The organism is Hydrogenophaga defluvii, from assembly GCF_042665235.1.
GTDB lineage: Bacteria > Pseudomonadota > Gammaproteobacteria > Burkholderiales > Burkholderiaceae_C > Hydrogenophaga > Hydrogenophaga defluvii_A.
Genome location: NZ_JBHTBZ010000016.1, coordinates 83768 through 106787, shown reverse-complemented (window position 1 = coordinate 106787; position 23020 = coordinate 83768). Strand labels below are relative to the sequence as shown.

The 23020-nt window shown below is 66.5% G+C and carries 28 protein-coding genes; 14 read left to right on the top strand and 14 right to left on the bottom strand.

Going from position 1 to position 23020, the window contains the following annotated elements:
* Nucleotides 1–81: 81 nt before the first annotated feature.
* Nucleotides 82–546: a transposase gene (locus ACFQU0_RS07700; protein ID WP_382199591.1), complete on the bottom strand. Its 465-nt coding sequence runs from the start codon at nt 544–546 to the stop codon at nt 82–84.
* Between the two features lie 95 nt (nt 547–641).
* Between ACFQU0_RS07700 and ACFQU0_RS07695 the strand changes: the two genes are divergently transcribed.
* Together ACFQU0_RS07695 and ACFQU0_RS07690 are read left to right on the top strand one after the other, a co-directional pair.
* The gene (locus ACFQU0_RS07695; RefSeq protein ID WP_382199590.1) at nt 642–953 is read left to right on the top strand and encodes a type II toxin-antitoxin system RelE/ParE family toxin; all 312 of its coding nucleotides are present in this window, start codon (nt 642–644) and stop codon (nt 951–953) included.
* A gap of 79 nt (nt 954–1032) precedes the next feature.
* Nucleotides 1033–1251 (top strand): helix-turn-helix domain-containing protein, encoded by a 219-nt coding sequence (locus ACFQU0_RS07690; protein WP_382199662.1) that lies wholly within the window; start codon nt 1033–1035, stop codon nt 1249–1251.
* A gap of 136 nt (nt 1252–1387) precedes the next feature.
* On the opposite strand, the gene ACFQU0_RS07685 is transcribed toward ACFQU0_RS07690, so the two are convergent.
* From ACFQU0_RS07685 to ACFQU0_RS07665, 5 genes are read right to left on the bottom strand one after another with little or no spacing between them, the layout of a single operon-like run.
* Entirely contained in the window at nt 1388–2059 is a 672-nt protein-coding gene (locus tag ACFQU0_RS07685; protein WP_382199589.1) for a glutathione S-transferase family protein, read from the bottom strand.
* Nucleotides 2056–2973 carry an alpha/beta fold hydrolase gene (locus ACFQU0_RS07680; protein ID WP_382199588.1) on the bottom strand — a complete coding sequence of 306 codons (918 nt, stop codon included), beginning with the start codon at nt 2971–2973 and terminating at the stop codon, nt 2056–2058. Before ACFQU0_RS07680 ends, ACFQU0_RS07685 begins: the two co-directional genes overlap by 4 nt.
* 2 nt (nt 2974–2975) lie before the next feature.
* Nucleotides 2976–3464, bottom strand: a complete 489-nt coding sequence (locus tag ACFQU0_RS07675; protein WP_382199587.1) for a nuclear transport factor 2 family protein — start codon at nt 3462–3464, stop codon at nt 2976–2978.
* A 22-nt stretch (nt 3465–3486) separates the two neighbouring features.
* Nucleotides 3487–3966, bottom strand: coding sequence for a CinA family protein (locus ACFQU0_RS07670; protein WP_382199586.1), 480 nt, complete (start codon nt 3964–3966; stop codon nt 3487–3489).
* Between the two features lie 25 nt (nt 3967–3991).
* Nucleotides 3992–4510 carry a phosphatidylglycerophosphatase A family protein gene (locus tag ACFQU0_RS07665; protein WP_382199585.1) on the bottom strand — a complete coding sequence of 173 codons (519 nt, stop codon included), beginning with the start codon at nt 4508–4510 and terminating at the stop codon, nt 3992–3994.
* A gap of 149 nt (nt 4511–4659) precedes the next feature.
* On the opposite strand from ACFQU0_RS07665, the gene dctP reads away from it, so the two are divergent.
* Genes dctP through ACFQU0_RS07640 form a run of 5 tightly spaced genes read left to right on the top strand, consistent with a single transcriptional unit; the run spans nt 4660 to nt 8804 of the window.
* Nucleotides 4660–5805: a TRAP transporter substrate-binding protein DctP gene (gene dctP, locus ACFQU0_RS07660; protein WP_382199584.1), complete on the top strand. Its 1146-nt coding sequence runs from the start codon at nt 4660–4662 to the stop codon at nt 5803–5805.
* A gap of 13 nt (nt 5806–5818) precedes the next feature.
* The gene (locus ACFQU0_RS07655) at nt 5819–6277 is read left to right on the top strand and encodes a TRAP transporter small permease (RefSeq protein ID WP_382199583.1); all 459 of its coding nucleotides are present in this window, start codon (nt 5819–5821) and stop codon (nt 6275–6277) included.
* On the top strand, nt 6277–7581 hold the full coding sequence (locus ACFQU0_RS07650) for a TRAP transporter large permease (RefSeq protein WP_382199582.1): 1305 nt from the start codon (nt 6277–6279) through the stop codon (nt 7579–7581). The genes ACFQU0_RS07655 and ACFQU0_RS07650 overlap by 1 nt, the downstream gene beginning before the upstream one ends.
* Nucleotides 7582–7641: 60 nt before the next feature.
* Nucleotides 7642–8319: a transglutaminase-like domain-containing protein gene (locus ACFQU0_RS07645; RefSeq protein WP_382199581.1), complete on the top strand. Its 678-nt coding sequence runs from the start codon at nt 7642–7644 to the stop codon at nt 8317–8319.
* Nucleotides 8316–8804 carry a PaaI family thioesterase gene (locus ACFQU0_RS07640; protein WP_382199580.1) on the top strand — a complete coding sequence of 163 codons (489 nt, stop codon included), beginning with the start codon at nt 8316–8318 and terminating at the stop codon, nt 8802–8804. The genes ACFQU0_RS07645 and ACFQU0_RS07640 overlap by 4 nt, the downstream gene beginning before the upstream one ends.
* Here the strand turns inward: ACFQU0_RS07640 and rpe are convergent.
* On the bottom strand, nt 8770–9447 hold the full coding sequence (rpe, locus tag ACFQU0_RS07635) for a ribulose-phosphate 3-epimerase (RefSeq protein WP_382199579.1): 678 nt from the start codon (nt 9445–9447) through the stop codon (nt 8770–8772). The genes ACFQU0_RS07640 and rpe overlap by 35 nt on opposite strands.
* A gap of 91 nt (nt 9448–9538) precedes the next feature.
* On the opposite strand from rpe, the gene apaG reads away from it, so the two are divergent.
* The 7 genes from apaG to ACFQU0_RS07600 all read left to right on the top strand — a co-directional run bounded on the left by apaG (nt 9539) and on the right by ACFQU0_RS07600 (nt 16880).
* Complete coding sequence (gene apaG / locus ACFQU0_RS07630; RefSeq protein WP_382199578.1) at nt 9539–9931, top strand: Co2+/Mg2+ efflux protein ApaG; 393 nt, start codon at nt 9539–9541, stop codon at nt 9929–9931.
* Between the two features lie 94 nt (nt 9932–10025).
* Complete coding sequence (locus tag ACFQU0_RS07625; RefSeq protein WP_382199577.1) at nt 10026–12032, top strand: site-specific recombinase; 2007 nt, start codon at nt 10026–10028, stop codon at nt 12030–12032.
* Nucleotides 12025–12990: a thiamine-phosphate kinase gene (gene thiL / locus ACFQU0_RS07620; RefSeq protein WP_382199576.1), complete on the top strand. Its 966-nt coding sequence runs from the start codon at nt 12025–12027 to the stop codon at nt 12988–12990. Before ACFQU0_RS07625 ends, thiL begins: the two co-directional genes overlap by 8 nt.
* Nucleotides 12991–13075: 85 nt before the next feature.
* Complete coding sequence (locus ACFQU0_RS07615) at nt 13076–14329, top strand: YbfB/YjiJ family MFS transporter (protein ID WP_382199575.1); 1254 nt, start codon at nt 13076–13078, stop codon at nt 14327–14329.
* Nucleotides 14298–15398, top strand: a complete 1101-nt coding sequence (locus ACFQU0_RS07610; protein WP_382199574.1) for an NAD(P)H-dependent flavin oxidoreductase — start codon at nt 14298–14300, stop codon at nt 15396–15398. Before ACFQU0_RS07615 ends, ACFQU0_RS07610 begins: the two co-directional genes overlap by 32 nt.
* A gap of 4 nt (nt 15399–15402) precedes the next feature.
* The gene (locus ACFQU0_RS07605; protein ID WP_382199573.1) at nt 15403–15879 is read left to right on the top strand and encodes a MarR family winged helix-turn-helix transcriptional regulator; all 477 of its coding nucleotides are present in this window, start codon (nt 15403–15405) and stop codon (nt 15877–15879) included.
* Between the two features lie 5 nt (nt 15880–15884).
* Complete coding sequence (locus ACFQU0_RS07600) at nt 15885–16880, top strand: LysR family transcriptional regulator (RefSeq protein ID WP_382199572.1); 996 nt, start codon at nt 15885–15887, stop codon at nt 16878–16880.
* On the opposite strand, the gene ACFQU0_RS07595 is transcribed toward ACFQU0_RS07600, so the two are convergent.
* The 7 genes from ACFQU0_RS07595 to ACFQU0_RS07565 form a co-directional block, all read right to left on the bottom strand.
* Nucleotides 16843–17712 carry an alpha/beta hydrolase gene (locus ACFQU0_RS07595; RefSeq protein WP_382199571.1) on the bottom strand — a complete coding sequence of 290 codons (870 nt, stop codon included), beginning with the start codon at nt 17710–17712 and terminating at the stop codon, nt 16843–16845. The genes ACFQU0_RS07600 and ACFQU0_RS07595 overlap by 38 nt on opposite strands.
* A gap of 1 nt (nt 17713) precedes the next feature.
* A complete protein-coding gene (locus ACFQU0_RS07590; protein WP_382199661.1) occupies nt 17714–18424 on the bottom strand; it encodes an ABC transporter ATP-binding protein in 711 nt (236 codons plus the stop codon).
* 1 nt (nt 18425) lies between these two features.
* Nucleotides 18426–19184, bottom strand: coding sequence for an ABC transporter ATP-binding protein (locus ACFQU0_RS07585; protein WP_382199570.1), 759 nt, complete (start codon nt 19182–19184; stop codon nt 18426–18428).
* Nucleotides 19181–20158 carry a branched-chain amino acid ABC transporter permease gene (locus ACFQU0_RS07580; protein WP_382199569.1) on the bottom strand — a complete coding sequence of 326 codons (978 nt, stop codon included), beginning with the start codon at nt 20156–20158 and terminating at the stop codon, nt 19181–19183. The genes ACFQU0_RS07585 and ACFQU0_RS07580 overlap by 4 nt, the downstream gene beginning before the upstream one ends.
* On the bottom strand, nt 20155–21075 hold the full coding sequence (locus tag ACFQU0_RS07575; protein WP_382199568.1) for a branched-chain amino acid ABC transporter permease: 921 nt from the start codon (nt 21073–21075) through the stop codon (nt 20155–20157). Before ACFQU0_RS07575 ends, ACFQU0_RS07580 begins: the two co-directional genes overlap by 4 nt.
* A 108-nt stretch (nt 21076–21183) precedes the next feature.
* Entirely contained in the window at nt 21184–22350 is a 1167-nt protein-coding gene (locus tag ACFQU0_RS07570; protein ID WP_382199567.1) for an ABC transporter substrate-binding protein, read from the bottom strand.
* Between the two features lie 93 nt (nt 22351–22443).
* Nucleotides 22444–23004 carry a 3-hydroxyanthranilate 3,4-dioxygenase gene (locus ACFQU0_RS07565; RefSeq protein ID WP_382199566.1) on the bottom strand — a complete coding sequence of 187 codons (561 nt, stop codon included), beginning with the start codon at nt 23002–23004 and terminating at the stop codon, nt 22444–22446.
* Between the last annotated feature and the right edge of the window lie 16 nt (nt 23005–23020).

Here is a 23020-nt window from a genome sequence, read left to right as displayed (position 1 = left end):
GGCAGAACTCCCAGAAAACAGCCCCTATTGGATATCAAACTGGGAGTTCCTCGCCCCCGATATCACCCCAGACAACAGTGTTCATGCGGCTTCCGGGGATTTTTCAGGGACGACCAGGTATCGGCTGGAGCCGGAGCTGAACTCACGCGGTGTCAGGCCGAACCAGCTGGCGAAGTGGCGCGCATCCTGGAAGTGCGTGACATCGCCCGAGGTGGCGGCCACCAGCGCGGTGGCGCTCAGCAGCCCGATGCCGGGCACCGACAGCAGCAGCGTGCAGGCCGGGCTCTGGCGGGCCACGCTGGCGAGTTCGCGCTCGACCTGGGCGATGCGAGCTTCGAGCAGGCGAATTTCTTCGAGCAGCATGCCAGCCGTGTGTCGGATCAAGTCAGGGACAGCCGAACGCGGATCGGCCAGCACGCGGGCGATGGCTTCGACACCGGTACGGGCGCCCTGTGGAATGGTGATGCCGAACTCGCGGCAAAAGCCGCGCAGGGCGTTGATGCGAGAGGTGCGCGTGCCCATCCACAGCGAGCGGATGCGGTGCACTCGAACGGACTGCCACCGGCAGGGCGCTCAGCTCAAACGTTCGACATCGGAGCAGGCCCTTTGACCCCCATGCGCCTTAGGCGTATAGTTGCAGGATGTTGACCGTTGTCGAGAGCCCCATCTTCCAGCGTCTGTGGCCTCGATATTGGGATGAGGATGAACGTGCAGAGTTCGCCTCATTCATCGCGGTCAACCCGGATGCCGGCTCTGTCATACGTGGGTCCGGCGGTGTTCGCAAAGTCCGATGGTCAAGGGAAGGTACTGGCAAGTCAGGCGGGGTGCGGATCGTCTACCTCATTAGGAACGAAGCCGGCGAGGTCTACCTTCTCACCCTGTACGCAAAGTCGAAGTCAGAGAACATCTCTCTCGACACTCTCAAGGAGATACGTCGTGCCCTCGAAGTCTAGAAAGCTCAGTTCTGCCGAAATAGCCGCGTTCGAGGCGACGCGTGACGTAGGGGCAGAGATACTCCAATCCATCCGTGACATGAAGGCGGGCAAAGGCAAAGCTGTCGCCTCGTCTGCCAGCGAAGCGCGTGAGGCAACAGGGTTGTCCCAATCTCAGTTCGCCAGCCTACTTGGCGTTTCCGTCCGCACTCTGCAGGGCTGGGAGCAAGGACGCAAGCAACCGAGTGGTGCAGCACGCACACTACTAGCCATTGCTCGTGAGAATCCCAAGGCTATTCTTGCGGTCTCAGCTCGATGACGTATTGCTGTGACGTCATGCAGCGATGCCGAACAGGCCGCTGCATCCGACCGCCTTCGGCATCGGCTGTGCGACGGCGTTAGGGCTCGTGAACGTCACCGCGCTACGAACGGCAGGACTCTGATAGAACTGCCCCTCACCCCAAAATCTCAAACGGCCCGCCCTGTTCCAGCGCCCTGTGGTAAGCCGGCCTGGCATGGACGCGCTGCAGCCAATCCATCAGGCGGGGGCGGCTGTTGTTGAGGCCGGCGCGGGCGGCGGCGGCTTCGAGGGGGAAGCTCATCTGCACGTCGGCGGCGCTGAAGTCGCGGCCGGCAAACCAGTCGGCGTGTTGCAGTTCGCCTTCCAGGTAGTCGAGGTGGCGTTCGATGTTGGGACTGACGAAGGCGCCTTTGACCTTGGCGGCGATGGCCTTGGCGATGGGTTTGGCGAAGAAGGGCATGGGCGCTTTTTCGACCTGGTCGAACACCAGCTTCATCAGCAGGGGCGACATCAGCGAGCCCTCGGCGTAGTGCATCCAGTAGCGGTAGCGCAGGTGTTCGGGTGTGCCCACCTGCGGCACGAAGCGGCCTTCGCCGTAGCGCTCCACGAGGTATTCGAGGATGGCGCCGGACTCGGCCACGGTGAGCTTGCCGTCGGTGATGACGGGCGACTTGCCCAGCGGGTGCACCTTTTGCAGCGCGGGCGGTGCGAGCATGGTTTTGGGGTCGCGCTCGTGGCGTTCGATGCGGTAGGGCATACCCAGCTCTTCAAGCAGCCACAACACGCGCTGCGAGCGCGAGTGGTTGAGGTGGTGGACAACGATCATGGGGCGGTCTTTCCAAAAAAAACGTGCAGTTCGGCGGCGGTGGCTTGGGGCTGTTCTTCGGGGATGAAGTGGCCGGCGTCCATGGCGTGACCACTCACCGTGGCGGCGCACTGTGCCTGCCACAGGGCCAATGGATCGAACAGGCGGTGCACCACGCCTTTGGCGCCCCAGAGCACCAGGGTGTCGCACGCGATTTTGTCGCCCCGCTCGCGGCTGATGCGGTCGTGTTCGAGGTCGATGCCGGCGCTGGCGCGGTAGTCCTCGCAGGCGCTGTGGATGGCCTCGGGTCGGCAGAAGGTGCGCTCGTATTCGGCCAGGGCACCGGGCTCGATGTGGGCCAGGCCGCCGGCGCCCCAGCCGCCCAGCTTGGCGCTCAGGTAGGCGCGGGCGTCGCCGCCGATCATGGTCTCTGGCAAAGGCGCGGGCTGGATGAGGTGGAACCAGTGGTAGTACGCGCGGGCAAAGGCCATGTCGGTGGCGGCATACATGTCGAAGGTAGGGGCGATGTCGATCACGCACAGCCGCTCCAGGCGGTCGGGGTGGTCGAGCGCGAGGCGGTGCGCCACGCGGCCACCCCGGTCGTGGCCACACATCGCAAAGCGGTTCACCTGCAGCGTGTCCATCAGCGCCACGAGGTCGGCCGCCATGGCGCGTTTGCTGGCCTGGGCGTGGTCGTCCTGGCCCACCAGCTTGGTCGAGTCGCCGTAGCCGCGCAGATCGGGCAGCACCAGCCGGTAGTGCGGTTGGAGCGCCTGCGCCACGCGCCGCCACATCACATGCGTTTGCGGAAAGCCGTGTTGCAGCAGCAGCACGGGGCGCGTGTTGTCCCAGTCGGCGCTCACGCGTGCGTGGAGGGTGATGCCGTTCACGGCAAAGTCGCGCGCCTCAAAACCGCGCCAATCGAAGGTGTGCATGCTCAGCCCTGCGAAGCGAGGAATTTGTTCAGGTTACCCATGGCCTGGGCGCGCACCTTCTGGCGGAACCAGGGCATCCAGCCCAGCAGCCAACCCGGCATGCCCAGCGCCTGCCGAGCCCAAAGCCAGAAGTCGAAGCGGTCGCGGTGGCGGGTGATGAGGCCTTGTTCGTTGAACTCGAACCGTGCATCGATGCGGTTAAGCACCAGGCGGTTGGTGGCGCTGAATCGGTAGTGGGCATCCCAGTGGGCCTGGCCGGTGCGGGCATCGGCCGCCACACCGCTGAAATCCAGGCGCCAATCGTCGCGCCCCTTGGTGCGGGTGGCGGCGCACAACATGCGCCACATGCCCCCCACCTCGCGCTGGCCGTTGAGCTGGAAGACCTCGTCTTCAAACACCACGTCGGGTGCGTAACACGCGGCCATGGCGTCGGCATCGAGCCGGGCAAACGCCTGGTAGAAACGCAAGAGCGTCTGTTGGTTGGGGTGCATGGCTCGCTCCTGAAAAGTTGAACTACAAACGCGCCAGCACACCCGCCAGCGCGTGCCGCACGGTGGAGGCACGCACGGCGGCGCGGTCGCCATCAAAACGTTGGCATTCGCTGTGGGTGCTCCCGTTCACGCACCAGCCAAACCACACCGTGCCCACGGGCTTGTCGGCGCTGCCGCCGGTGGGGCCGGCCACGCCGGTCACAGCCACCGCCAACTGCGCATGCGAATGCGCCACCGCGCCTTCGGCCATGGCACGGGCCACCGGTTCGCTCACTGCGCCGTGGGTGTCGATCAGCGCGGCGGGCACGCCCAGCAGCTCGGTTTTTGCCGCGTTGGAGTAGGTGACAAAGCCCCGTTCAAACCAGTCGCTCGATCCGCTCAGGTCGGTGCAGGCACCGGCGATCAGGCCACCGGTGCAGCTCTCGGCCGTGGCCAACATGAGGCCATGCGCGCGCAGCGTGTCGGCGAGTTGGATGCAGAGGTGAAGGGTGTCGTCGTCCATCAGAAGCGCCTGTCAAAACCACTCGTCAAAACCGCCAAACGGCAATCACCAGCAGCGTGCAAAAAGCCGCCACCAGATCGTCGAACATGATGCCCCAGGCGCCGCGCGCGCCAAAGCCTTTGAACAGCCGGTCGGCCCAGCGCACGGGCTGCGGCTTGGCGGCGTCGAAAAAGCGGAACAGGGCAAAGGCCGCCGCCTGGCCCCAGAAGCCCATGGGCATGGCCAACCACAGCACCAGCCAGATGGCCACAATTTCGTCGATGACGATGTGGCCGGGGTCGGCAATGCCCATGTGCAGCGCGGTCACCTCGGCCGCCCACCAGCCGCCCAGCACCATCAGGCCCAGGGTGGCCGCCCACTGGATGTCGGTGGGCTGCCACAGGGTTTGCAACAACAAGAAGGCGGCCCAGCCCCACAAAGTGCCCACCGTGCCGGGCGCCTTGCGGCTCAGGCCTGAGCCCGCACCCAGGGCGATGAAGTGCGCCGGGTGCGCCAGCAGAAAGCGCAGGTCAGGGCGCACGATGGGAGGGAAGGCGGGCGTCATGGGGCTGGATTATCGGCGCCCCATCTGCGACGTCACAAACCGCGTCAACATGGTTATATGCAACCCACAAATATGTATTTCAAGCTTCAAGCAGCATGGGTGAAAATCGTCTGCTTTCCCTCACGCCCGTCCCCATTGGAGAATCCCAGATGAAGCCCACCCTGTCCCGCCTGACTGGCGCCCTGGCCCTGAGCCTGGCCTTGAGCACCTGGGCGCACGCCTACACCACCGAAGACTGGTTCGCCGGCAAGGTGCCCGCAGCCCAGCCCAAAGTCACCTACGACGGTGCACCCGTAAAGCTGCGTTTTTCATCGCCCAACCCGGCCGCCTCCTTGGTGCCCACGGTGTGGCACCGGGGTTTCGAGTGGCTGGGCAAGGCCACCAATGGCAAGCTGGTGATCGAAGAATTTCACGGTGGCACCCTGCACGCAGCGGCCGATGGCTGGCGCGCGGTGCGCAATGGTGTGACCGAACACGCCACCTGCTACACATCGTATGAAGCCAGCGGATTTCCACTGCACAAGGCCATCGAGGTGCCCTTTGTCACGCCTGAAAACCCGGTGGTAGCCACCCGGGTGATTCAGGAGCTGGCGCCCAAGTACTTCACCAAGGAATGGCAGGCGCGCGGCGTGTTGTACGGTTACACGGCCGTCGCCGGTGTGTCCGACATCATGAGCAAAAAGCCAATTCGCAAGCCCGAAGACCTCAAGGGTCTGCGTGTCATCGCCCAGGGGTTTTCGCCCGAGGCCGCCGCCGCGCTGGGCATGGTCACGCTCAACATCCCCTTCCCCGAGATCTACACCGCCATGCAGCAAGGCGTGGCCGATGCGGTGATTTGGGTGGACCCCGGTTTTGTTCCTTTCAAGATTTATGAACTGGCCAAGTACCACACCACCCTGGGCCTGACCGCACAACACGTTGACACCTGCATCAACCGCAACGCCTACCAAAACCTGCCTGCCGCGCTCAAGCCGGCCTTTGCTCACTTTCAACAACTGATGGGGCACGCCGTGAGCCAAGGCATAGGCGTGGACTTCCGCACCAAGGCCAAGGAGATCTACCGTCAGAACGGCGTCACGCTGATCACCCTGACGCCCGAGGAAAAAGCCGCTTGGGTGGCCACACTCAAACCCGTGCAAGACAAGTGGGTGGCCGACCAGAAGGCCGCCGGCGTGCCGGCCGACGCATTGTTGGCCGACATCCGCCGCCTGGAAGCCAAGTACCGCAATGCCACGCCCGACGAGTTGTTCAAGCTGACCGTGGAACAACCGGTCGCTGGTCTGCTGCCCCAATAAGCGCACCGATTCCATGCACAAATTGATCGCCTTCTGGGAGGGCTGGGCAGCCTATGTGCTGCTGCCGGCTCTCGCCCTGCTGGTCACGGTCGACGTGAGCCTGCGCTATGTGTTCAACGCACCACTGGCCTGGGGCACCGACGTGAAAGAGCTGCTGCTGCTGCTGGTCATGACCGTCGGCCTGGCTGGCACCAGTTGGGCCGACGAACACATCCGCGTGACTTTGGTCGAGGAACGCCTGTCGCCCTCGCTGCAACGCGGCTTCACCATGCTGCGCCGCCTGCTCACCGCCACACTGCTGGCACTGTTGGCCTGGGCCATGGCGGTGCTGGCACTGGACATGCGCGAGTTTGGCGAACGGGCCGAGTTTGTTGCGATTCCCTTCTGGCCGCTGGCCGCATTGGCCGCCACATCGGCGCTGCTGGCAGCGGTGGTGGAAGTGGTGCGGCTGACGCAGAAAGGCGGTCGCTGATGGAGCCGCTGACACTGGGTGCGCTGGTGATGGTGGGCATGCTGGTGCTGGTGATCGCCGGCCTGCCCGTGGGGCTGACGCTGATGGGCGCGGGCGCGCTGGGATACACATTGCTGTCCGGGCCAACGCAGGCGCTCACACAAGTGGGCCTGGTGCTCTGGGACAACGGCACCAACTTCGTGCTGGTGGCTGTGCCCCTTTTCATCTTGATGGGTCAGCTCATCTTTCGCACCGGGCTGGCCGATCATCTGTTCACCCTGGCCCAGCGTTTGGTGGGCGGCCTGCCGGGTGGCCTGGGGGTGTCCACCGTGATGGCCTCCAGCGCTTTTGGCGCCGTCACCGGCTCGAGCGTCGCTGCAGTGGCCACCATGGGCAACATTGCGGTGCCCGAAATGGTCAAACGCGGCTACAGCGAATCGCTGGCCACCGGCACAGTGGCCAGCGCAGCCACCCTGGCCATCCTCATCCCACCCAGCATTCCGCTGGTGATCTATGGCGTCTGGAGCGAGACATCCATTGGCGCGTTGTTCATGGCAGGCATAGTGCCTGGCCTGTTGCTCGCACTGTTTTTTGCCGTGACCGTCATGCTGCAGCGGCGTCATTACCCGGCACGTGGTGCAACACGGGCGGTCGCGAAGCCGTCCTCATCGCTGCGTGACGAATTGCACGGTGCGCTGGCGGTGGCTTTGCTGTTCGTGGTGGTCATCGGTGGTATCTACATTGGTGCCTTCACACCCACCGAAGCCTCGGGCGTGGGGGTGGTTGGCGTGGTATTGATCGCCGTGGGCACAGGGCGTTTCCAGTGGCAGGGCCTCCGCCTGGCGTTACAAGAAACAGTTCGCACCTCGGCATCGATTTTTCTGGTGCTGATGGGCGGCGTGGTGTTCTCGCGTTTCCTGGTGCAAACCCGACTGACCGAACACATGGTGGGCTGGGTGTCGGGGCTGGCGGTCTCACCCATGATGATCATGCTGGCACTGGTGCTGCTCTATTTGGTGCTGGGCGCCATCATGGACACCTTCGGCATGCTGATACTCACGCTGCCCCTGGTGCTACCCATCACCAAAGGCCTGGGCTACGACCCGGTGTGGACCGGCATCTTCCTGACCGTGCTGATGGAAATCGCCATGATCACACCGCCCATCGGTCTCAACGTATTTGTGCTTGAGCGGGCCAGTGGCATACCGTCGCAACGTATTTTTGGCGGAGTTCTGCCGTTTGTGATCGCCGCACTGGTGCTGCTGGTGCTGTTGATCTGGGTGCCCGACCTTGCGCTTTGGCTGCCGCAAACCATGCAACGTTGAACGACGCCGAGGTGACAAGCCCACAGCCGGCTTTTGGCCACACTGGCACAGGAGACTTTGATGACCACACCCCCCACCCCCGCCAGCCTGGCCGCCACCGCCCTCATCGACAGCGACCACCCCGGCGTGATCGCCTTCGCCCAACAACACGCCCAAGGCGCGGATGAACGCGAACGCGCGGTGGCGCTGTATCTGGCGGTGCGCGACGGCTTCCGCTACGACCCCTACCGCATCGACCTGGCGCCCGAACACATGCGCGCCAGCAGCGTGCTGGAAAAGGGCTACGGCTGGTGTGTGCCCAAGGCCGCGCTGCTGGCGGCCGCCTGCCGCGCGGTGGGCATCCCGGCGCGTGTGGGCTACGCCGACGTGCGCAACCACATGAGCACCGAACGCATGCGCCAGACCATGGACACCGACATGTTCATCTGGCACGGCTACACCGACATCTGGTTAGACGGCCAGTGGGTCAAGGCCACGCCGGCCTTCAACATCGAGCTGTGCGAACGCTTCGGCCTGCTGCCGCTGGATTTCGATGGCCGCCACGATTCGATCTACCACCCCTTCGACAAGGCCGGCAACCGCCACATGGAGTACGTGAACCAGCGCGGCGCCTTCGACGACATGCCCCTGGCCCAGATCGTGGCCGACTTCCAGGTGGTCTACCCGACCATGATGCGCGAGCAGGCGCAGATGCACGCGGCCAGCTTCCAGCAGGACGTGGAACGCGAAACGCGATGAGCGTCAAGCCGCCCATCCCTGCCGGCTTCGCCCCTTTGGCCATGGGTGGCAACTTCATGCGGCACAACGGGCCGCTGTACCTGATGCACCAGGGCGATGTGGTGAAGCTGGGTTTTCGTGTGCTGGAACAACACACCAACCCCATGGGCAACCTGCACGGCGGCATGATGGCCAGCTTCTGCGACATGCTGCTGCCCGCCACGGCGTTGCGCACCACGCCCGAAATCGGCCCGCGCTTTCTGCCCACCATCAGCCTGCAGATCGACTACCTCGCGCCCGCACCGTTGGGCTGCTGGGTCGAAGGCGAGGCGCAAACCCTGCGCGCCACACGCTCACTGGTCTTCGTTCAGGGCCTGGTGCGCGCCGATGGCACGCCGTGTGCACGCGTGAGCGGCGTGTTCAAGATCGGCCCGCCTTACTCACCCGAGACCGAAAACAGCGTGGGCAACGTCAGGCCTTCAGGGCCGAGCGCATCTGGTCAATGACGGCCTTGTAGTCCGGCTTGCCAAAAATGGCGCTGCCGGCCACAAAGGTGTCGGCGCCGGCATCGGCCACGCGGCGGATGTTGTCGACCTTGATGCCCCCGTCCACCTCCAGCCGGATGTCCTTGCCCGAAGCCTCGATGCGTTTGCGCGCGGCCTCGATCTTGCGCAAGGCGGAATCGATGAAGCTCTGGCCGCCAAAGCCGGGGTTCACGCTCATGATGAGGATGAGGTCGATGTCGTCAATCAGGTAGTCCAACACGTCCAGCGGCTGCGCGGGGTTGAAGGTGAGGCCCGCCTTGGCGCCTTTGGCCTTGATGGCCTGCACGCTGCGGTGCACGTGGGCGCTGGCGTCGGGGTGGAAGCTCACCAGGTCGGCACCGGCGTCGATGAAGGCGCCGGCCAGCGCGTCCACCGGCTGGATCATCAGGTGCACGTCGATGGGCACCGGCGTGCCGTCGGCCTGCTTGGCGTGCGGCTTGAGCGCCTGGCAAATCATGGGCCCGAAGGTGAGGTTGGGCACGTAGTGGTTGTCCATCACGTCGAAGTGGATCCAGTCGGCGCCGGCGGCGATGACGTTTTTCACTTCCTCGCCCAGGCGGGCAAAGTCGGCGGAGAGGATGGACGGTGCGATGCGGTAGGTCATGGCGGGTGGGTGGTGGGCGGGTCGGAGAACGAGACGGTGGCAGCATTTTCGCAGGCCGGCAAAGGACTTGGCGCGCAGGTAACATCCGCCCATGCCCAAGTACCAGTTCCACTGCGAGGTCGCACCGCAGTACCTGCCCGAGCAGTCCGACCCCGAACGGGGCGTGCACGCGTTCGCCTACACCATCACCATTTCCAACACCGGTGAGGTGGCGGCGCAGCTGATTGCGCGCCACTGGCACATCGTGGACGCCATGGGCCACACCGAAGAGGTCAAGGGCCTGGGGGTGGTGGGGCACCAGCCGCTGCTCAAACCGGGCGAAAGTTTCCAGTACACCAGCGGCGCGCGCCTGCGCACGGCCACCGGCACCATGCGCGGCAGCTACTTCTGCGTGGCCGAAGACGGTGAACGCTTTGAGACCGAGATCCCGCTGTTTGTGCTCGACGCCAGCGGCGCTGGCGGCACCGCCCGGACGCTGCACTGATGCCCCCACGCTACGCACTCCGTGTCTTCGCTGCCCCCCGAGGGGGCGCGGCCTTGCTTGGGGCGGCCCGGCGCGGCGGCCCTCTGAACTGACCATGCAACGCTCCCCCGACGCCCACGCACTGCTGGACCGACTGGACCCCGACGCGCCGCTGGCGCAACGCCACCTCTGGCTGATGGCCGTGCTCGACTGGGTGCGCGGTGACCGCAGCGACGCCTTGGCCTGCACACGCCGCGTGACCCAGTTGCTGGACGCGGCCGAGCAGCGCCCCGAATGGTTGCCGCGCTGGCAACGCTGGTGGTCCACCTTTCACCACACCGTGGACGTGACGCCGCTGCTGGCCGACCACGGTTTCGCCCCCCGCACCGCTTTCCTGAGCGAGCTGGGTCACCGCCTGCGCCGCAAGCTGTTGCCCACCACGCCTGAAACCACCGACATCGGGCCCCTGTTCGACCTGCTGTTTCCCTACCCTTTTGACGTGACCTGGCTGCGCGCGCTCGATGACGACACGCTGGCGCGCATCGGCCGGCTGTTGAGCCAGTCGCCAGGCACACCCGAAAGCGGCGTGGCGTTGAGCACCTGGCAACAAAGCTTGCTCGACGCCACGGTGTTTGCCGTCAGCCAGGTCAGTGCCACCGGCTTTGCCGCCGAAATCCGTGTGCGCATGTCCGACGACGCGCGCCAGGCGCGGCATTTCCATGCGCTGCCTCAGGTGCTGGAGGCCTTCCGCGCCAGCGTGTCGCAGCTGGGCCCACACAGCCCACAAGCGCAAGACGCCGCCAACGCCCTGCGCCAGCAGCTCGACAACTGCCGCCACGCCGCCTACACCGTGTACGGCCACCTGGAGGCACATGGCATTTCGGTCGGCATCGTGTTCCGCCTGCGCCAGTTGCGCGAACGCGTGTTGCGCACCAAAGGCCTGATCGACTGCCTGCTGGCCGAGCAGGGTGAACGCGCCAGCGCCACGCTGCTGGCCGATCTGGTGCGGGTGGGGCAGGAAAGCCGCAGCGTGCGCCAGCTGATCGCGTCCAGCTCGCACCTCACCGCCGCGCGTGTGGCCGAGCGCAGCGCCGAAAGTGGCGAGCACTACATCACCCGCAACCGGGCCGAGTACCGCGCCATGCTGGCCAAGGCGGCCGGCGGTGGTGCCGTCATCGGGCTCACCACCTGGGCCAAGTTCGCGCTGTACGCCTTGGGCCTGTCGGCGTTCTGGATGGGTTTTGCCGCCGGGTTGAACTACGCCGTGTCCTTCGTGTTGGTGCAACTGCTGCACCTCACCGTGGCCACCAAACAACCCGCTGTGACCGCGCCGGCCATGGTGGCCAAGTTGCGCGACCTCAAGTCCAACGAAGCGGTGCGCAGCTTTGTGGACGAAGTGGCCCACCTGTTCCGCTCGCAGGTGGCCGCCATCATGGGCAACGTGGGCCTGGTGGTGCCGGTGGTGGTGCTCATCAGTGGCCTGCTGGCGCACTTTGCGGGTGCCCACATGATCAACGCCGAACAGGCCCGCCACGTGCTGCACGACCTGAACGTGATCGGCCCCACCGCGCTGTTTGCGGCCTTCACCGGTGTGCTGCTGTTTGCCTCCAGCATCATCGCCGGCTGGGTGGAAAACTGGTTTGTGCTGCACCGGCTCGACTCGGCCATGACCCACCACCCCCATTTCACGCGCACCTTGGGCGTGGCCAGGGCGGCACGCTGGGCCGGCTTCATGCGGCGCCACATCTCGGGTTTTGCCTCCAACATCTCGCTGGGGTTCATGCTCGGGCTCATCCCGGCCTTTGCCGCGTTTTTTGGCCTGGGGCTGGAAGTGCGCCACGTCACGCTGTCGGCCGGCCAGGTGGCGGCGGCGGCGGCCACGCTGGGCCTGCAGGTCTTGGCAGAGCCGGCCCTCTGGTGGGCGGTGGCCGGCGTGGTGGTGGTGGGCCCCATCAACCTGGCGGTGAGCTTTTACCTTGCCTTCCGGCTGGCGCTCAAGGCGCAGAACATCAACCAGGTGAACCGCCAGCGCATACGGGCCGAAATCCGCTCGCGCATCCGCAGCGCACCGCTGTCTTTCTTGTGGCCGCCACGCGACGAAGCCAACGCCAGCCATGGGTGAGTTCGAACTGATCCGGCGCCACTTCCAGCGCCAGCGGCCGGCCCGCGCCGATGTGCCGCTGGGCATTGGCGACGACTGCGCCCTGCTCGCGCCCGCGCCGGGGCAACAGCTGGCGGTGTCCACCGACATGCTGGTCGAAGGCCGGCACTTCCTCTCCACGGTGGACCCCGCCGCGCTGGGCCACAAGGCGCTGGCCGTCAACCTCAGCGACCTGGCGGCCATGGGCGCCGAGCCCCTGGGCTTCACCCTCGCACTGGCACTGCCGCAGGTCGACGACGCCTGGCTGGCCAGCTTTGCGCAGGGCCTGTTCGCGCTGGCCGACACCCACGGCTGCGAGTTGGTGGGTGGCGACACCACCCGAGGCCCGCTCAACCTGTGCCTCACGGTGATGGGTCAGGTGCCGCCCGGGCTGGCATTGCGGCGCGCAGCCGCGTTGGCGGGCGACGACATTTACGTGAGCGGCACGCTGGGCGACGCGCGGTTGGCACTGGAGGTGTTTCGTGGTGGAGTTGCGCTGGACGCCGCCGCCTTCACCCGCGTGCGCGAACGCATGGAACGCCCCACACCCCGGCTGGCACTGGGCCTGGCCTTGCGCGGCGTGGCCCACGCGGCGGCCGACATCAGCGACGGTTTGAGCGGCGACCTGGCCCACATCCTCGCGGCCAGCGGCGTGGGCGCCACGCTGCATGCGCCCGCCGTGCTGCAAGCCACCAGCGCCGACCTGCGTGGCACCGGCAACCCGCGCGCACTCGAATACGCCTTGACCGGCGGCGACGACTACGAATTGGTGTTCACCGCGCCCAGCGCCCGGCGCGACGCCGTGGCCCAGGCCGCCATCCAAGCTGGCGTGGACGTCACCCGCATTGGCCAGATCGACGCCGCCCCCGGCCTGCGTCTGCTGGACGCGCAAGGCCGCGAACAGGCCTTGCCCGGCCGCGCTTTCGACCACTTTGCATGAGCGCCGCGCCGGGCCGCCCCAAGCCAGCTCGTACCCCCTTGGGGGGCAGCGCACCACGCGCAGCGGGAAGCGTGGGGGCGTTCGCATGAGCGCATCGCCAGCTCGGCCCATCACCGTGGCCCTGGCTGGCCTCTGCGCACTGGCCGTGGCCATGGGCATCGGGCGCTTCGCCTTCACACCGCTGCTGCCCATGATGCTGCACGACGGTGTGGTCAACCTCGCCACCGCGAGCTGGCTGGCCACGGCCAACTACATCGGCTACCTGGTGGGGGCAGTGTTGTGTGCGCTGCTGCCGTGGCTGGTATCGCGATGGCCGGGCGGCGCGGCCACACCGGCACCGGCGCGGCTGGTCAAGCTGGGGCTGGCGGCCACGGTGTTGCTCACCTTGGGCATGGCCGCGCCCTGGGCCGCGGGTTGGCCCACGTTGCGGTTTCTGGCCGGCGTGGCCAGCGCGTTTGTGTTTGTACAGACCTCGGGCTGGTGCCTGGCGCGCCTGGCCGCGCTGGGCAAACCCACCTGGGGCGGGCTGATCTACATGGGGCCGGGTCTGGGCATTGCCCTGAGCGGCCTGGCGGCCAGCGCCATGGTGGTGAACGGCTGGGCCGCTGCCAGCGGCTGGGCGGTGTTCGGCGTGCTGGCGCTGCTGCTCACGGCGGGCATCTGGCGCATCTTCAACGGGCCGGCGGTGACGGCCGCCACACAGGCCAACACCGTCCCACCTGCCACCACACACGGGGCGGCGGAATGTGGCTTCTTTGCACTGGCGTACGGCCTGTCGGGCCTGGGCTACATCGTTACCGCCACCTTTTTGCCGGTGATCGCGCGCCAGGCGCTGCCCGGCTCGGTCTGGCTCGATCTGTTCTGGCCCTTGCTGGGATTGGGCGTGGCGCTGGGCGCGTTTCTGAGCACGCGCCTGCCGCACCACATCGACCGGCGGCGCCTGCTGGTGGGCTGCTACACCATGCAGGCGCTGGGCGTGCTGCTGAGCGTGTGGTGGCCCAGCCTGCCCGGTTTTGCGCTGGGCAGCCTGCTGGTGGGCCTGCCCTTCACGGCCATCAGCTTCTTCGGCATGCAGGAGGCCCGGCGCCTGCGGCCCGCGCAGGCGCCCGCTTTCATGGGCCAGCTCACCGCCGTCTATGGCCTGGGCCAGATCATCGGCCCGCCCATGGTGGCGCTGCTGCTGCAACACAGCGCCAACGTGGGCCAGGGGTTTGCGCGTGGGCTGGAAAGTGCCGCCGGCGCCCTGGTGCTGGGCGCGGCGCTGTTGGCCTGGCTGACCCGCCGTTACCCTTTGTTGGAGACCCCCCATGCCCCACTGGCCCGATCGCCGCGCGCTTGACCTGTTGCGCATCTCGCAGCCCATCTTGCAAGCGCCCATGGCAGGCGCACAGGCGGTGGAGCTGGCCATCGCCGTGTCGCGCGCAGGGGGCCTGGGCGCCTTGCCCTGCGCCATGCTCACGCCGACCCAGGCGGCAGAGCAGGTGTCGGCCTTCCGCGCCGCGAGCAGTGGGCCGCTCAACCTCAACTTCTTCTGCCACCAGCCACCCACACCCGACGCTGCCCGCGATCAGGCCTGGCGCGAACGCCTGGCGCCCTTCTACCGCGAACTGGGCCTGGGGCCCGACACGCCCATCCCGGTGTCCAACCGCGCCCCCTTCGACGACGCCTTCTGCAAGGTGGTGGAGGCGCTGCGGCCCGAGGTGGTGAGCTTTCACTTCGGCCTGCCCGCGCCCGATCTGCTGGCCCGGGTGAAGGCCAGCGGCGCGGTGGTGCTCTCCTCGGCCACCACGGTGGCCGAGGCGCGCTGGCTGGCGGCCAACGGCTGCGACGCCGTCATCGCCCAGGGGGTGGAGGCCGGCGGGCACCGGGGCCTGTTCCTGAACGACGAGGTGTGCGCCCAACCCGGGCTGATGGCGCTGCTGCCCCAAGTGGTGCGGGCGGTGGACGTGCCGGTGATCGCCGCCGGCGCCATCGCCGATGGCCGGGGCATGGCCGCCGCGCTGCACCTGGGTGCTGCGGCCGTTCAGGTAGGTACGGCCTACCTGTTTTGCGCGGAGGCGCGCATCTCGGCACCCCACCGCGCCGCCCTCATGGCGGCGGAGGACAACACCGCGCTCACCAACGTGTTCACTGGCCGACCCGCACGTGGCATCCTCAACCGGGCCATGCGCGAACTGGGGCCGATCAGCCCGCTGGCACCCGCATTTCCGCTGGCAGGCGGCGCGCTGGCGCCCCTGCGCGCCGCCGCCGAGGCGCAAGGCAGTGGCGATTTTTCTCCGCTGTGGGCGGGTCAGGGGGTGGCCTTGGCGCGCGCGACCGCACACGGCCTGGATGCCAGTACGCTCACGCAGCGCTTGGCCGACGACGCACACACCTGGCTGCGCGCGCAACCAGCTGGCGTACAGTAAACGCATGACCACGCCGCCTGCCCACTACGCGCTCGACCGCACCTTCACCCACCGGCTGCACACCCTCAACAAACTCACCGACCGGGTCAGCCAGACCGCCTACCTGCAGGGCGCAGGGCTGCCGCTGAGCGAGGGGCGCTGCCTGTCGGCCATCGGGGCGTTCACGCCGCTGTCGGTGAACGACCTGGCCCACCGCGCCAACCTCAACAAAGGCCAGGCCAGCCGCGCGGCGCAAGCCCTGGTGGAACAAGGCCTGGTGCGCAAGGCACCCAGCCCCACCGACGGCCGGGGCGTGGTGTTGACACTGAGCCCCAAGGGGGAACGGGTCTACCAAAAAATTGTCGGCGTCGTCTTGCAACGCAACACCGACATCCTGGCCTGCTTGACTGCGGCCGAGCAGCGCCAGCTCGACGCCCTGCTGGAGCGTCTGGTGAACCACGCCCGTGCGGCCCTGGCGCCGGGCGAAGACACCGACGACTGAGTGCCATGGCCACACCACCGCCCACTTCATCCCCCTCACCGCCGTCTCGGCCCAGTGCCGCCACGCTGCGGCAGCTGCGCGCCTTTGCCGCCGTGGCGCAGGATGGCAGCATCACCCGCGCCGCACAGCGCCTGCACCTCACGCCCTCTGCCTTGTCCATGCTGGTCAGCGGTCTGGAAGGCGAACTGGGGGTGCGGCTGTTTGAACGCACCACACGCCGCCTGACCCTCACCGATCCCGGGTGCGAGCTGTTGCCCACCGTGGCGGCGGTGTTTGCCCAGCTCGACACCGCCTTCGATGGCCTGCGCCAGTGGAGCCAGCGGCGCGACACCCGGCTGGCCGTGGCCGCATCGCCCTTGCTGGCGGCCACCTTGGTGCCGTCGGTGATGGCGGGCTTCCGCAGCCAGTGGCCGGATGTGGCGCTGACGCTGCGCGACCCGCCGGTGCACGAAATCGCGGCACTGGTGCGCAGCGGCGAGGTGGACCTGGGCGTGTGCACCGCCGACGCGCAGGCCACCGACCTCAGCGCCACGCTGCTGTACCGCGACCGACTGATGTTGGCCTGCCAGGCCAGCCACCCGCTGGCGGCCTTGCCCGAGGTGGCCTGGGCCGATCTGCTGGGCGAGCCCCTGGCGCTGGTGCAGCGCGGCAGTGGCCTGCGGCCTCTGGTGGAGCAAGGGTTCGCCGAGCTGGCCGGGCGGCTGTCACCGGCCTACGAGGTGGCACAGGTCGGCACCGCCATCGGACTGGTGGAAGCGGGCCTGGCGGTGTCGGTGCTGCCCTGGTACGCGCTGGCCAGCGCACGCGCCGTGGGCGTGTGTGGCGTGCCGCTGGCCGCGCCCGTGATCGAACGCAACATCGTGGCGCTGACAGCACCCGAGCGGCCCCTGACCGAGGCCGGTCAGGCGTTTTTGGCCCATTTCCGCCAGCACATGGCCAGCCTGGCCACGCAACCGGCGGCGGCTACGCCGCGTCGAACAAGGGCCAGGTCGCGCGGCTGAGGGCGCTGTCGGGGTCCATCCAGTCGAGGATGACGTCGAAGTGGTTGCGCCCCGGCACGTCCAGCCGAACCACCGGGTTGCCCTGCGCGGCGCACGCATCGGCGTACAACCACGACTGGCGCTTGAACTCGTCGGTATCGATGCCGGCCACGGCCACACACAGCGGGGTGGTGGGGTCGGGCAGGTGGTGCAGGGGGCTCAACGCCCGCGCGGTGGCCACGTCCAGCGCCAACCAGTCGTTGGGGCGGGTGGCCTGCACCGGCTCCATGTCGAACAGGCCGCTGACCAACACCGCCCCACGCACCGCGCCGGCCGGCACGCCGTGGGCGCGCTGGGCCGACGGCGACAACATCATGGCGGCCAGGTGCCCCCCCGCCGAGCTGCCGGCCAGCACCATGTGCCCGCCGTTGATGCCATGGGCACCCGCATGGGTGTGCAACCAGCCCAAGGCCCGCTGGCATTGCGCCACGATCTCGCCGAGCGGTGCGCCGGGCGATAGGGCGTAGTTGAGCGACGCCACGGCGATGCCACGCTGCGTGAAGCAGCGCGCCATGAACACCGAATCTTCTTTGCTCAAGGCACGCCAGTAGCCACCATGCACAAACACAAACAGCGGCGCGTTGCTGCGCCCGGGCACAGGAAACAGGTCCAGCCGCTCATCGGGGTGGGGGCCGTAGGCGATGTCGCGCACGCAGGGCAGCGCGTACATGGGCGCGGACTGTTCGCGGTAGTCGCGCAGCAGGGCGTCCACGTCGGGCACGGTGGCACGGGCGTTGTAGCCGCGCTCCAGTTCTTCTGCGCTGAACTGGCGCCAGCTCTCGGTGTCCATCATTTCAAACTCCCAGGGTTTCGTGCAGCATGGCCGGGTTGGCGCGCAGGCTGTCGGTGCTGCCTTGCCAGACGGTGCGGCCTTTTTCAAGGATGACGTGGCTGTCCGCCAGGCGCATCAGCGGACCGATGTTTTTGTCGATGACCAGCACCGATATGCCTGTGCTGCGCAGCGATTCGAGGCAGTGCCAGATCTCGGCGCGCACCAGCGGCGCCAGGCCCTCGGTGGCCTCGTCGAGGATGAGCAGGCGTGGGTTGGTCATGAGCGCCCGGCCGATGGCCAGCATCTGCTGTTCGCCGCCCGAGAGGTTGGAGCCCAGGTTGCTGGCACGCTCCTTGAGGCGCGGAAACAGGCCGTACACGCGTTCCAGCGTCCACGGGTGTTTGCTGCCCAGGCGGTTGTGGGCGGTGGCCACCAGGTTTTCGTAGACCGTGAGGTTGGGGAACACCTGGCGCTGCTCGGGCACCAGGCCAATGCCCATGCGCGCGATCTTGTAGGAGGGCAAGCCGGTCACGTCTTGCCCGGCAAAGGTGATGCGCCCAGCACGCGGGCCGCGCATGCCGGTGGCCGCGCCCACGGTGGTGGTCTTGCCCATGCCGTTGCGGCCCAGCAAGGTGGTGAACTCGCCTTCGGCCAGTTCCAGCGACACGCCAAACAGGGCCTGGGCGTCGCCGTAGTTGACCTCGATGTCGTCGATCTTGAGCAGGGCGTTCATCTTAGGCATCCAGGGTTTCATCGCCGAGGTAGGCGGTGCGGACGTCGGGGTTGTCGCGGATCTCGTCGGGGGTGCCGGTGGCGATGATGCGGCCGTACACCAGCACCGAGATGCGGTCGGCCAGCGCAAACACCGCGTCCATGTCGTGCTCCACCAGCAGGATGGTGTAGCGGCCCTTGAGGGCGCGCAGCATGTCCACCACCTTGCCCGACTCCTGGTGGCTCATGCCGGCCATGGGTTCGTCGAGCAGCAGCAACTTGGGGTCGGCCACCAGCACCATGGCCAGTTCCAACTGGCGGCGCTCGCCGTGCGCCAACTCGGACACGCGGGTGTTCGCACGGTGCGCCAGCCCCGCCTGTGCGATGGTGCGCAGCGCCGGCTCCACCAATTCGGGCTGTTGGAGCACCGGCGTCCAGCAGCCCAGGCTGTGGCCGCAGTGCGCCTGCCGCGCCAGGACCACGTTTTCAAGCACGGTGAATTCGGGGAACACCGAGGTGATCTGGTACGAGCGGGCCAGGCCACGCAGCGCACGTGGTGCGGGTGTGAGGGCGGTGATGTCTTCGCCGTCGAACTCGATGCGACCGCTGTTGGGAAACACCTCCCCGCCCAGTTGGCCGATGAGCGTGCTTTTGCCTGCGCCGTTGGGCCCAATGATGGCGTGCAGCTCGCCCGGTTGCAGGGCCAGCGAAAGGTGGTCGGTGGCGAGCAGGCCGCCGTAGCGTTTGACGAGGTCGCTGACCTTCAGCAGTGGGGCGCTCATGGTTTGTCTCCTGCGGCCAGCGCGCGACGTTCGCGGCGCTCGTCATAGTCCAGCATGTAGCCGTAGATGCCACGTTTGGCGGTCAGCACCACCAACACGATCAGCGGGCCCAGGATGAGCATCCAGTGTTCGGTGATGGCTTTGAGGATTTCCTCGGTGACCAGCAAGGTGAGGGCGCCCACCACCGGCCCCAGCACGGTGCCCATGCCACCCAGCACCACCATCACAATGATTTCGCCCGACACCGTCCAGGCCAGGTAGGCGGGCGCCGCAAACCCGGTGAGGTTGCCGTACAGCAGGCCGGCCAGACCACACAACACACACGACACCACATAGGCCAGCAATTTGTAGCGGGTGGTGGCAAAACCCATGGCCTTCATGCGGCGCTCGTTGACGCGTGCGCCCTGCAACACCATGCCAAACCGTGCATGCACCAGCCGGTGCGACAGCAGCAACGCGAGCAGGAGCAGGACCAGCGCGGTGTAATACAGCGCCAGCGGCGAGCCCAGGTCCAACGGGCCAAACTGGCTGCGTGTGGGGATGGACAAACCGTCGTCGCCACCGTACTGCTTGAGGCTGACGAACAGGAAATAGAACATCTGCGCAAACGCCAGCGTGATCATGATGAACGCCACGCCGACGGTGCGCAACGACACCAGGCCAGTGAGTGCGCCGATGGCGGCGCTCAGGCCCACGGTGATGAGCAGTTGCAGCCAGCCGTTGTCGCTGCCGTGGTGCGCGGCAATGCCCACCACGTAAGCCCCCAGGCCCAGGTAAAGCGCGTGGCCGAAGCTGACCATGCCGCCAAACCCCAGGATGAGGTTAAGGCTGATGGCCGCAATACCAAACACCAGCACACGGCTCACAAAAGTGATGGCAAAGGGTTCGGCCGCCACCTGCGCATACAGCGGCACCAGCAGCAAGGCCAGCACCAAGAGCGCGGTGAACCAGAAGGAGATGCGCTTCGTGTTCATGCGTTTTTCACCGGAAAGAGGCCTTGCGGCTTGAAGGCCAGCACCAGGGCCATGAAGATGGAGATCAGCATGGAGGCCAGTGCGGGGCCGGCGGCCATGGCGGTGCTGCGGTCCAGGAACTCGCGCAGCAACATGGGCAGGAAGGCGCGACCGATGGTGTCGATCAGGCCCACAATCAGCGCCGAATAGAAGGCCCCGCGCACCGAACCGATGCCACCGATGACGATCACGATCATGGCCATGATGAGGATGGGTTCACCCATGCCCGGCTGCACCGACAGAATGGGGCCGCTCATGAGACCGGCCAGCCCCGCCAGGGTGGCGCCCAGCGCAAACACCAGCGCATTGAGCAACTGGATGTTGACGCCCAGCGCGGCCACGATGGTCGGGTTGCTGGAGCCCGCGCGGATCAACATGCCCACGCGCGTTTTGCTGATGAGCAGGTAGCAGCCCAGCGCCACCAGCAAACCCACCACGATGATGACGAAGCGGTAGGCGGGGTACATGATGCCGCCCAGATCGATGGCACCCGACAGCCACTCCGGCATGTTCATGTAGACCGGTGACGGGCCCCAGATCATGCGCACCAGCTCGTTGAAGAACAGGATGAGGCCGAAGGTGGCCAACACCTGATCGAGGTGGTCGCGGGTGTAGAGGCGCGAAGCGACCACCTTCTCCATCAACATGCCCAGCAAGGCCGAACCCACCAGGGCGGCCACCGCCGCCAGCAAAAACGATTCGGTGTGGCCGTAGGCAAACGCGGCAAAGTAGGCGCCCATCATGTACAGGCTGCCGTGCGCGAGGTTGACGAAGTTCATGATGCCGAACACCAGCGTGAGACCGGCGGACAACATGAAAAGAAGCACCCCGAGCTGCAGCCCGTTGAGCATCTGTATGACAAACAGGGATAGGGTCATGGCGCACCTGTGGATGTGTGACGGCGTGCGTCACCCCCCGGGTGCACGCCTCCCAACAAGAAGCCCCCCCGCGCTGCGGGGTGGGCCGGGTTCTCTGCCCGCTTCAGATCACTTCAGAGGGCACTCTTTGTGGTAGGCGTCGGCGTGGTCCTTGAGTGCCACGCCCTTGTTCACAAAAGCGGCTTGACCCGAGGCGTCCTTGGCCACATCCACGCGGTAAAAGTTGCGGATGGGGAACTGGTTGTTGTTGAACTTGAAAGGGCCGGTCACCGATTTGAAATCGGCCGCCTTCAGCGCGGTGCGCAAGGCTTCCTTGTTGTCGGTCTTGCCGCCGGTTTTGGTCAGGGCCGAGTTCAGCAGCATGGCGGCGTCGTAGCTCTGCGCCGCGTACAGCGAGGGCATGCGCTTGTACTTGGCCTGGAAGTCGGCCACAAACTTCTTGTTCTGTGGGTTGTCGAGGTCGGGGCTGTAAGGCGAGCCGGTGACCGCACCCAGCGCGAGGTCCTTGAGGGCGGGCAAGGTGGTGCCATCGACCGTGGAGGTGGACAACATCGGGATCTTGCCCAGCAGGCCGGCCTGGCGGTACTGTTTGACGAAGTTCACGCCCATGCCACCAGGGTAGAACACGTAGATGGCGTCGGGCGCGGCGGCCTGCAGTTGGGCAATTTCGGCCGAGTAGTCGGGCTGGTTGACCTGGGTGTAGACCTCGTCGATCACCGTGCCTTTGTAGAAGCGCTTGAAGCCCGAGAGTGCGTCTTTGCCGGCCTGGTAGTTGGGCGCCAGCAGGTAGACCTTTTTGTAGCCGGCATCGGTGGCATGCTGGCCCATGGACTCGTGCAGCGAGTCGTTGTTCCACGAGGTGCTGAAGTACATCGGGCTGCAGCCCTTGCCCGTGATGGGTGTGGGGCCGGCGTTGGAGCCCAGCAGCAGCACACCGGCGTCGGTGATGGGCTTGTGCACCGCCATCATGACGTTGGAGAAGGTCACGCCGGTGATGATGTTGACCTTGTCGCGCTCGATGAGTTTTTGCGCCAGTTGCACGCCCAGATCGGGTTTGAGCTGGTCGTCTTCGCGAATGACCTGCACCGCCTGGCCACCCAGTTTGCCGCCCGCGTGTTCGATGCCCAGCATGAAGGCGTCGTACTGGTCCTGACCCAGCGCGCCGGCCGGACCGGACAGGGTGCCCAGGAAACCGATCTTGACCTGCGCTTGGGCCACACCGCCCCAAGCCATCACACCCACTGCCAACACCAGACCACTCAGTTTGAACTTCATGAGGACACTCCTTGGGGACAAAAAAACGGCCACCACCGACCGCGTTGAAATTAGTTTAGACCTAAATTAACTAAGCCTAATCAGTACAAACCCTCACCCACCGGTGCCAGCGCGCACGCGGGTGGCGTGCCAGGCCTGCCAGTCGCTGCCCGGGTGCACCTCGCCACATGCCGCACACGTGCGCTCGGCCACCGACGAGGCGTAAAACCGCTGGTAGACCACCGGCAAGTCTTCGACGATGCTGGCCAACTGAACCTCGGCCCGGTAGACGCGCTGACCACAGGCGGCGCAATACCACTCGAAAGCATCTTTCGTGCCCAAGGGGCGGGGCATTTCGATCACGGTGCACAGGCTGCCCGCTTCAGGGCGCTGGGGCGAATGGCGCACATGGGCGGGCAACAGAAAGATGTCGCCCTCGCGCAAATCCACCCGTTCAAACTTGCCCCGGTCCGCGATGAGCAGGTGGGCATTGCCTTTGAACTGGTGGAAGTACTCTTCGAAGGGATCGTCGTGGAAGTCGGAGCGCTGGTTGGGCCCACCGACCACGGTGACGATCATGTCCGAGTCTGTCCAGATCTGCTGGTTGCCCACCGGGGGCTTGAGCAAGTGCTGGTGCTCTTGTGTCCAGCGCGCAAAGTTGATGGGGGCTCGCATGGGTTCTCCTCGGTGT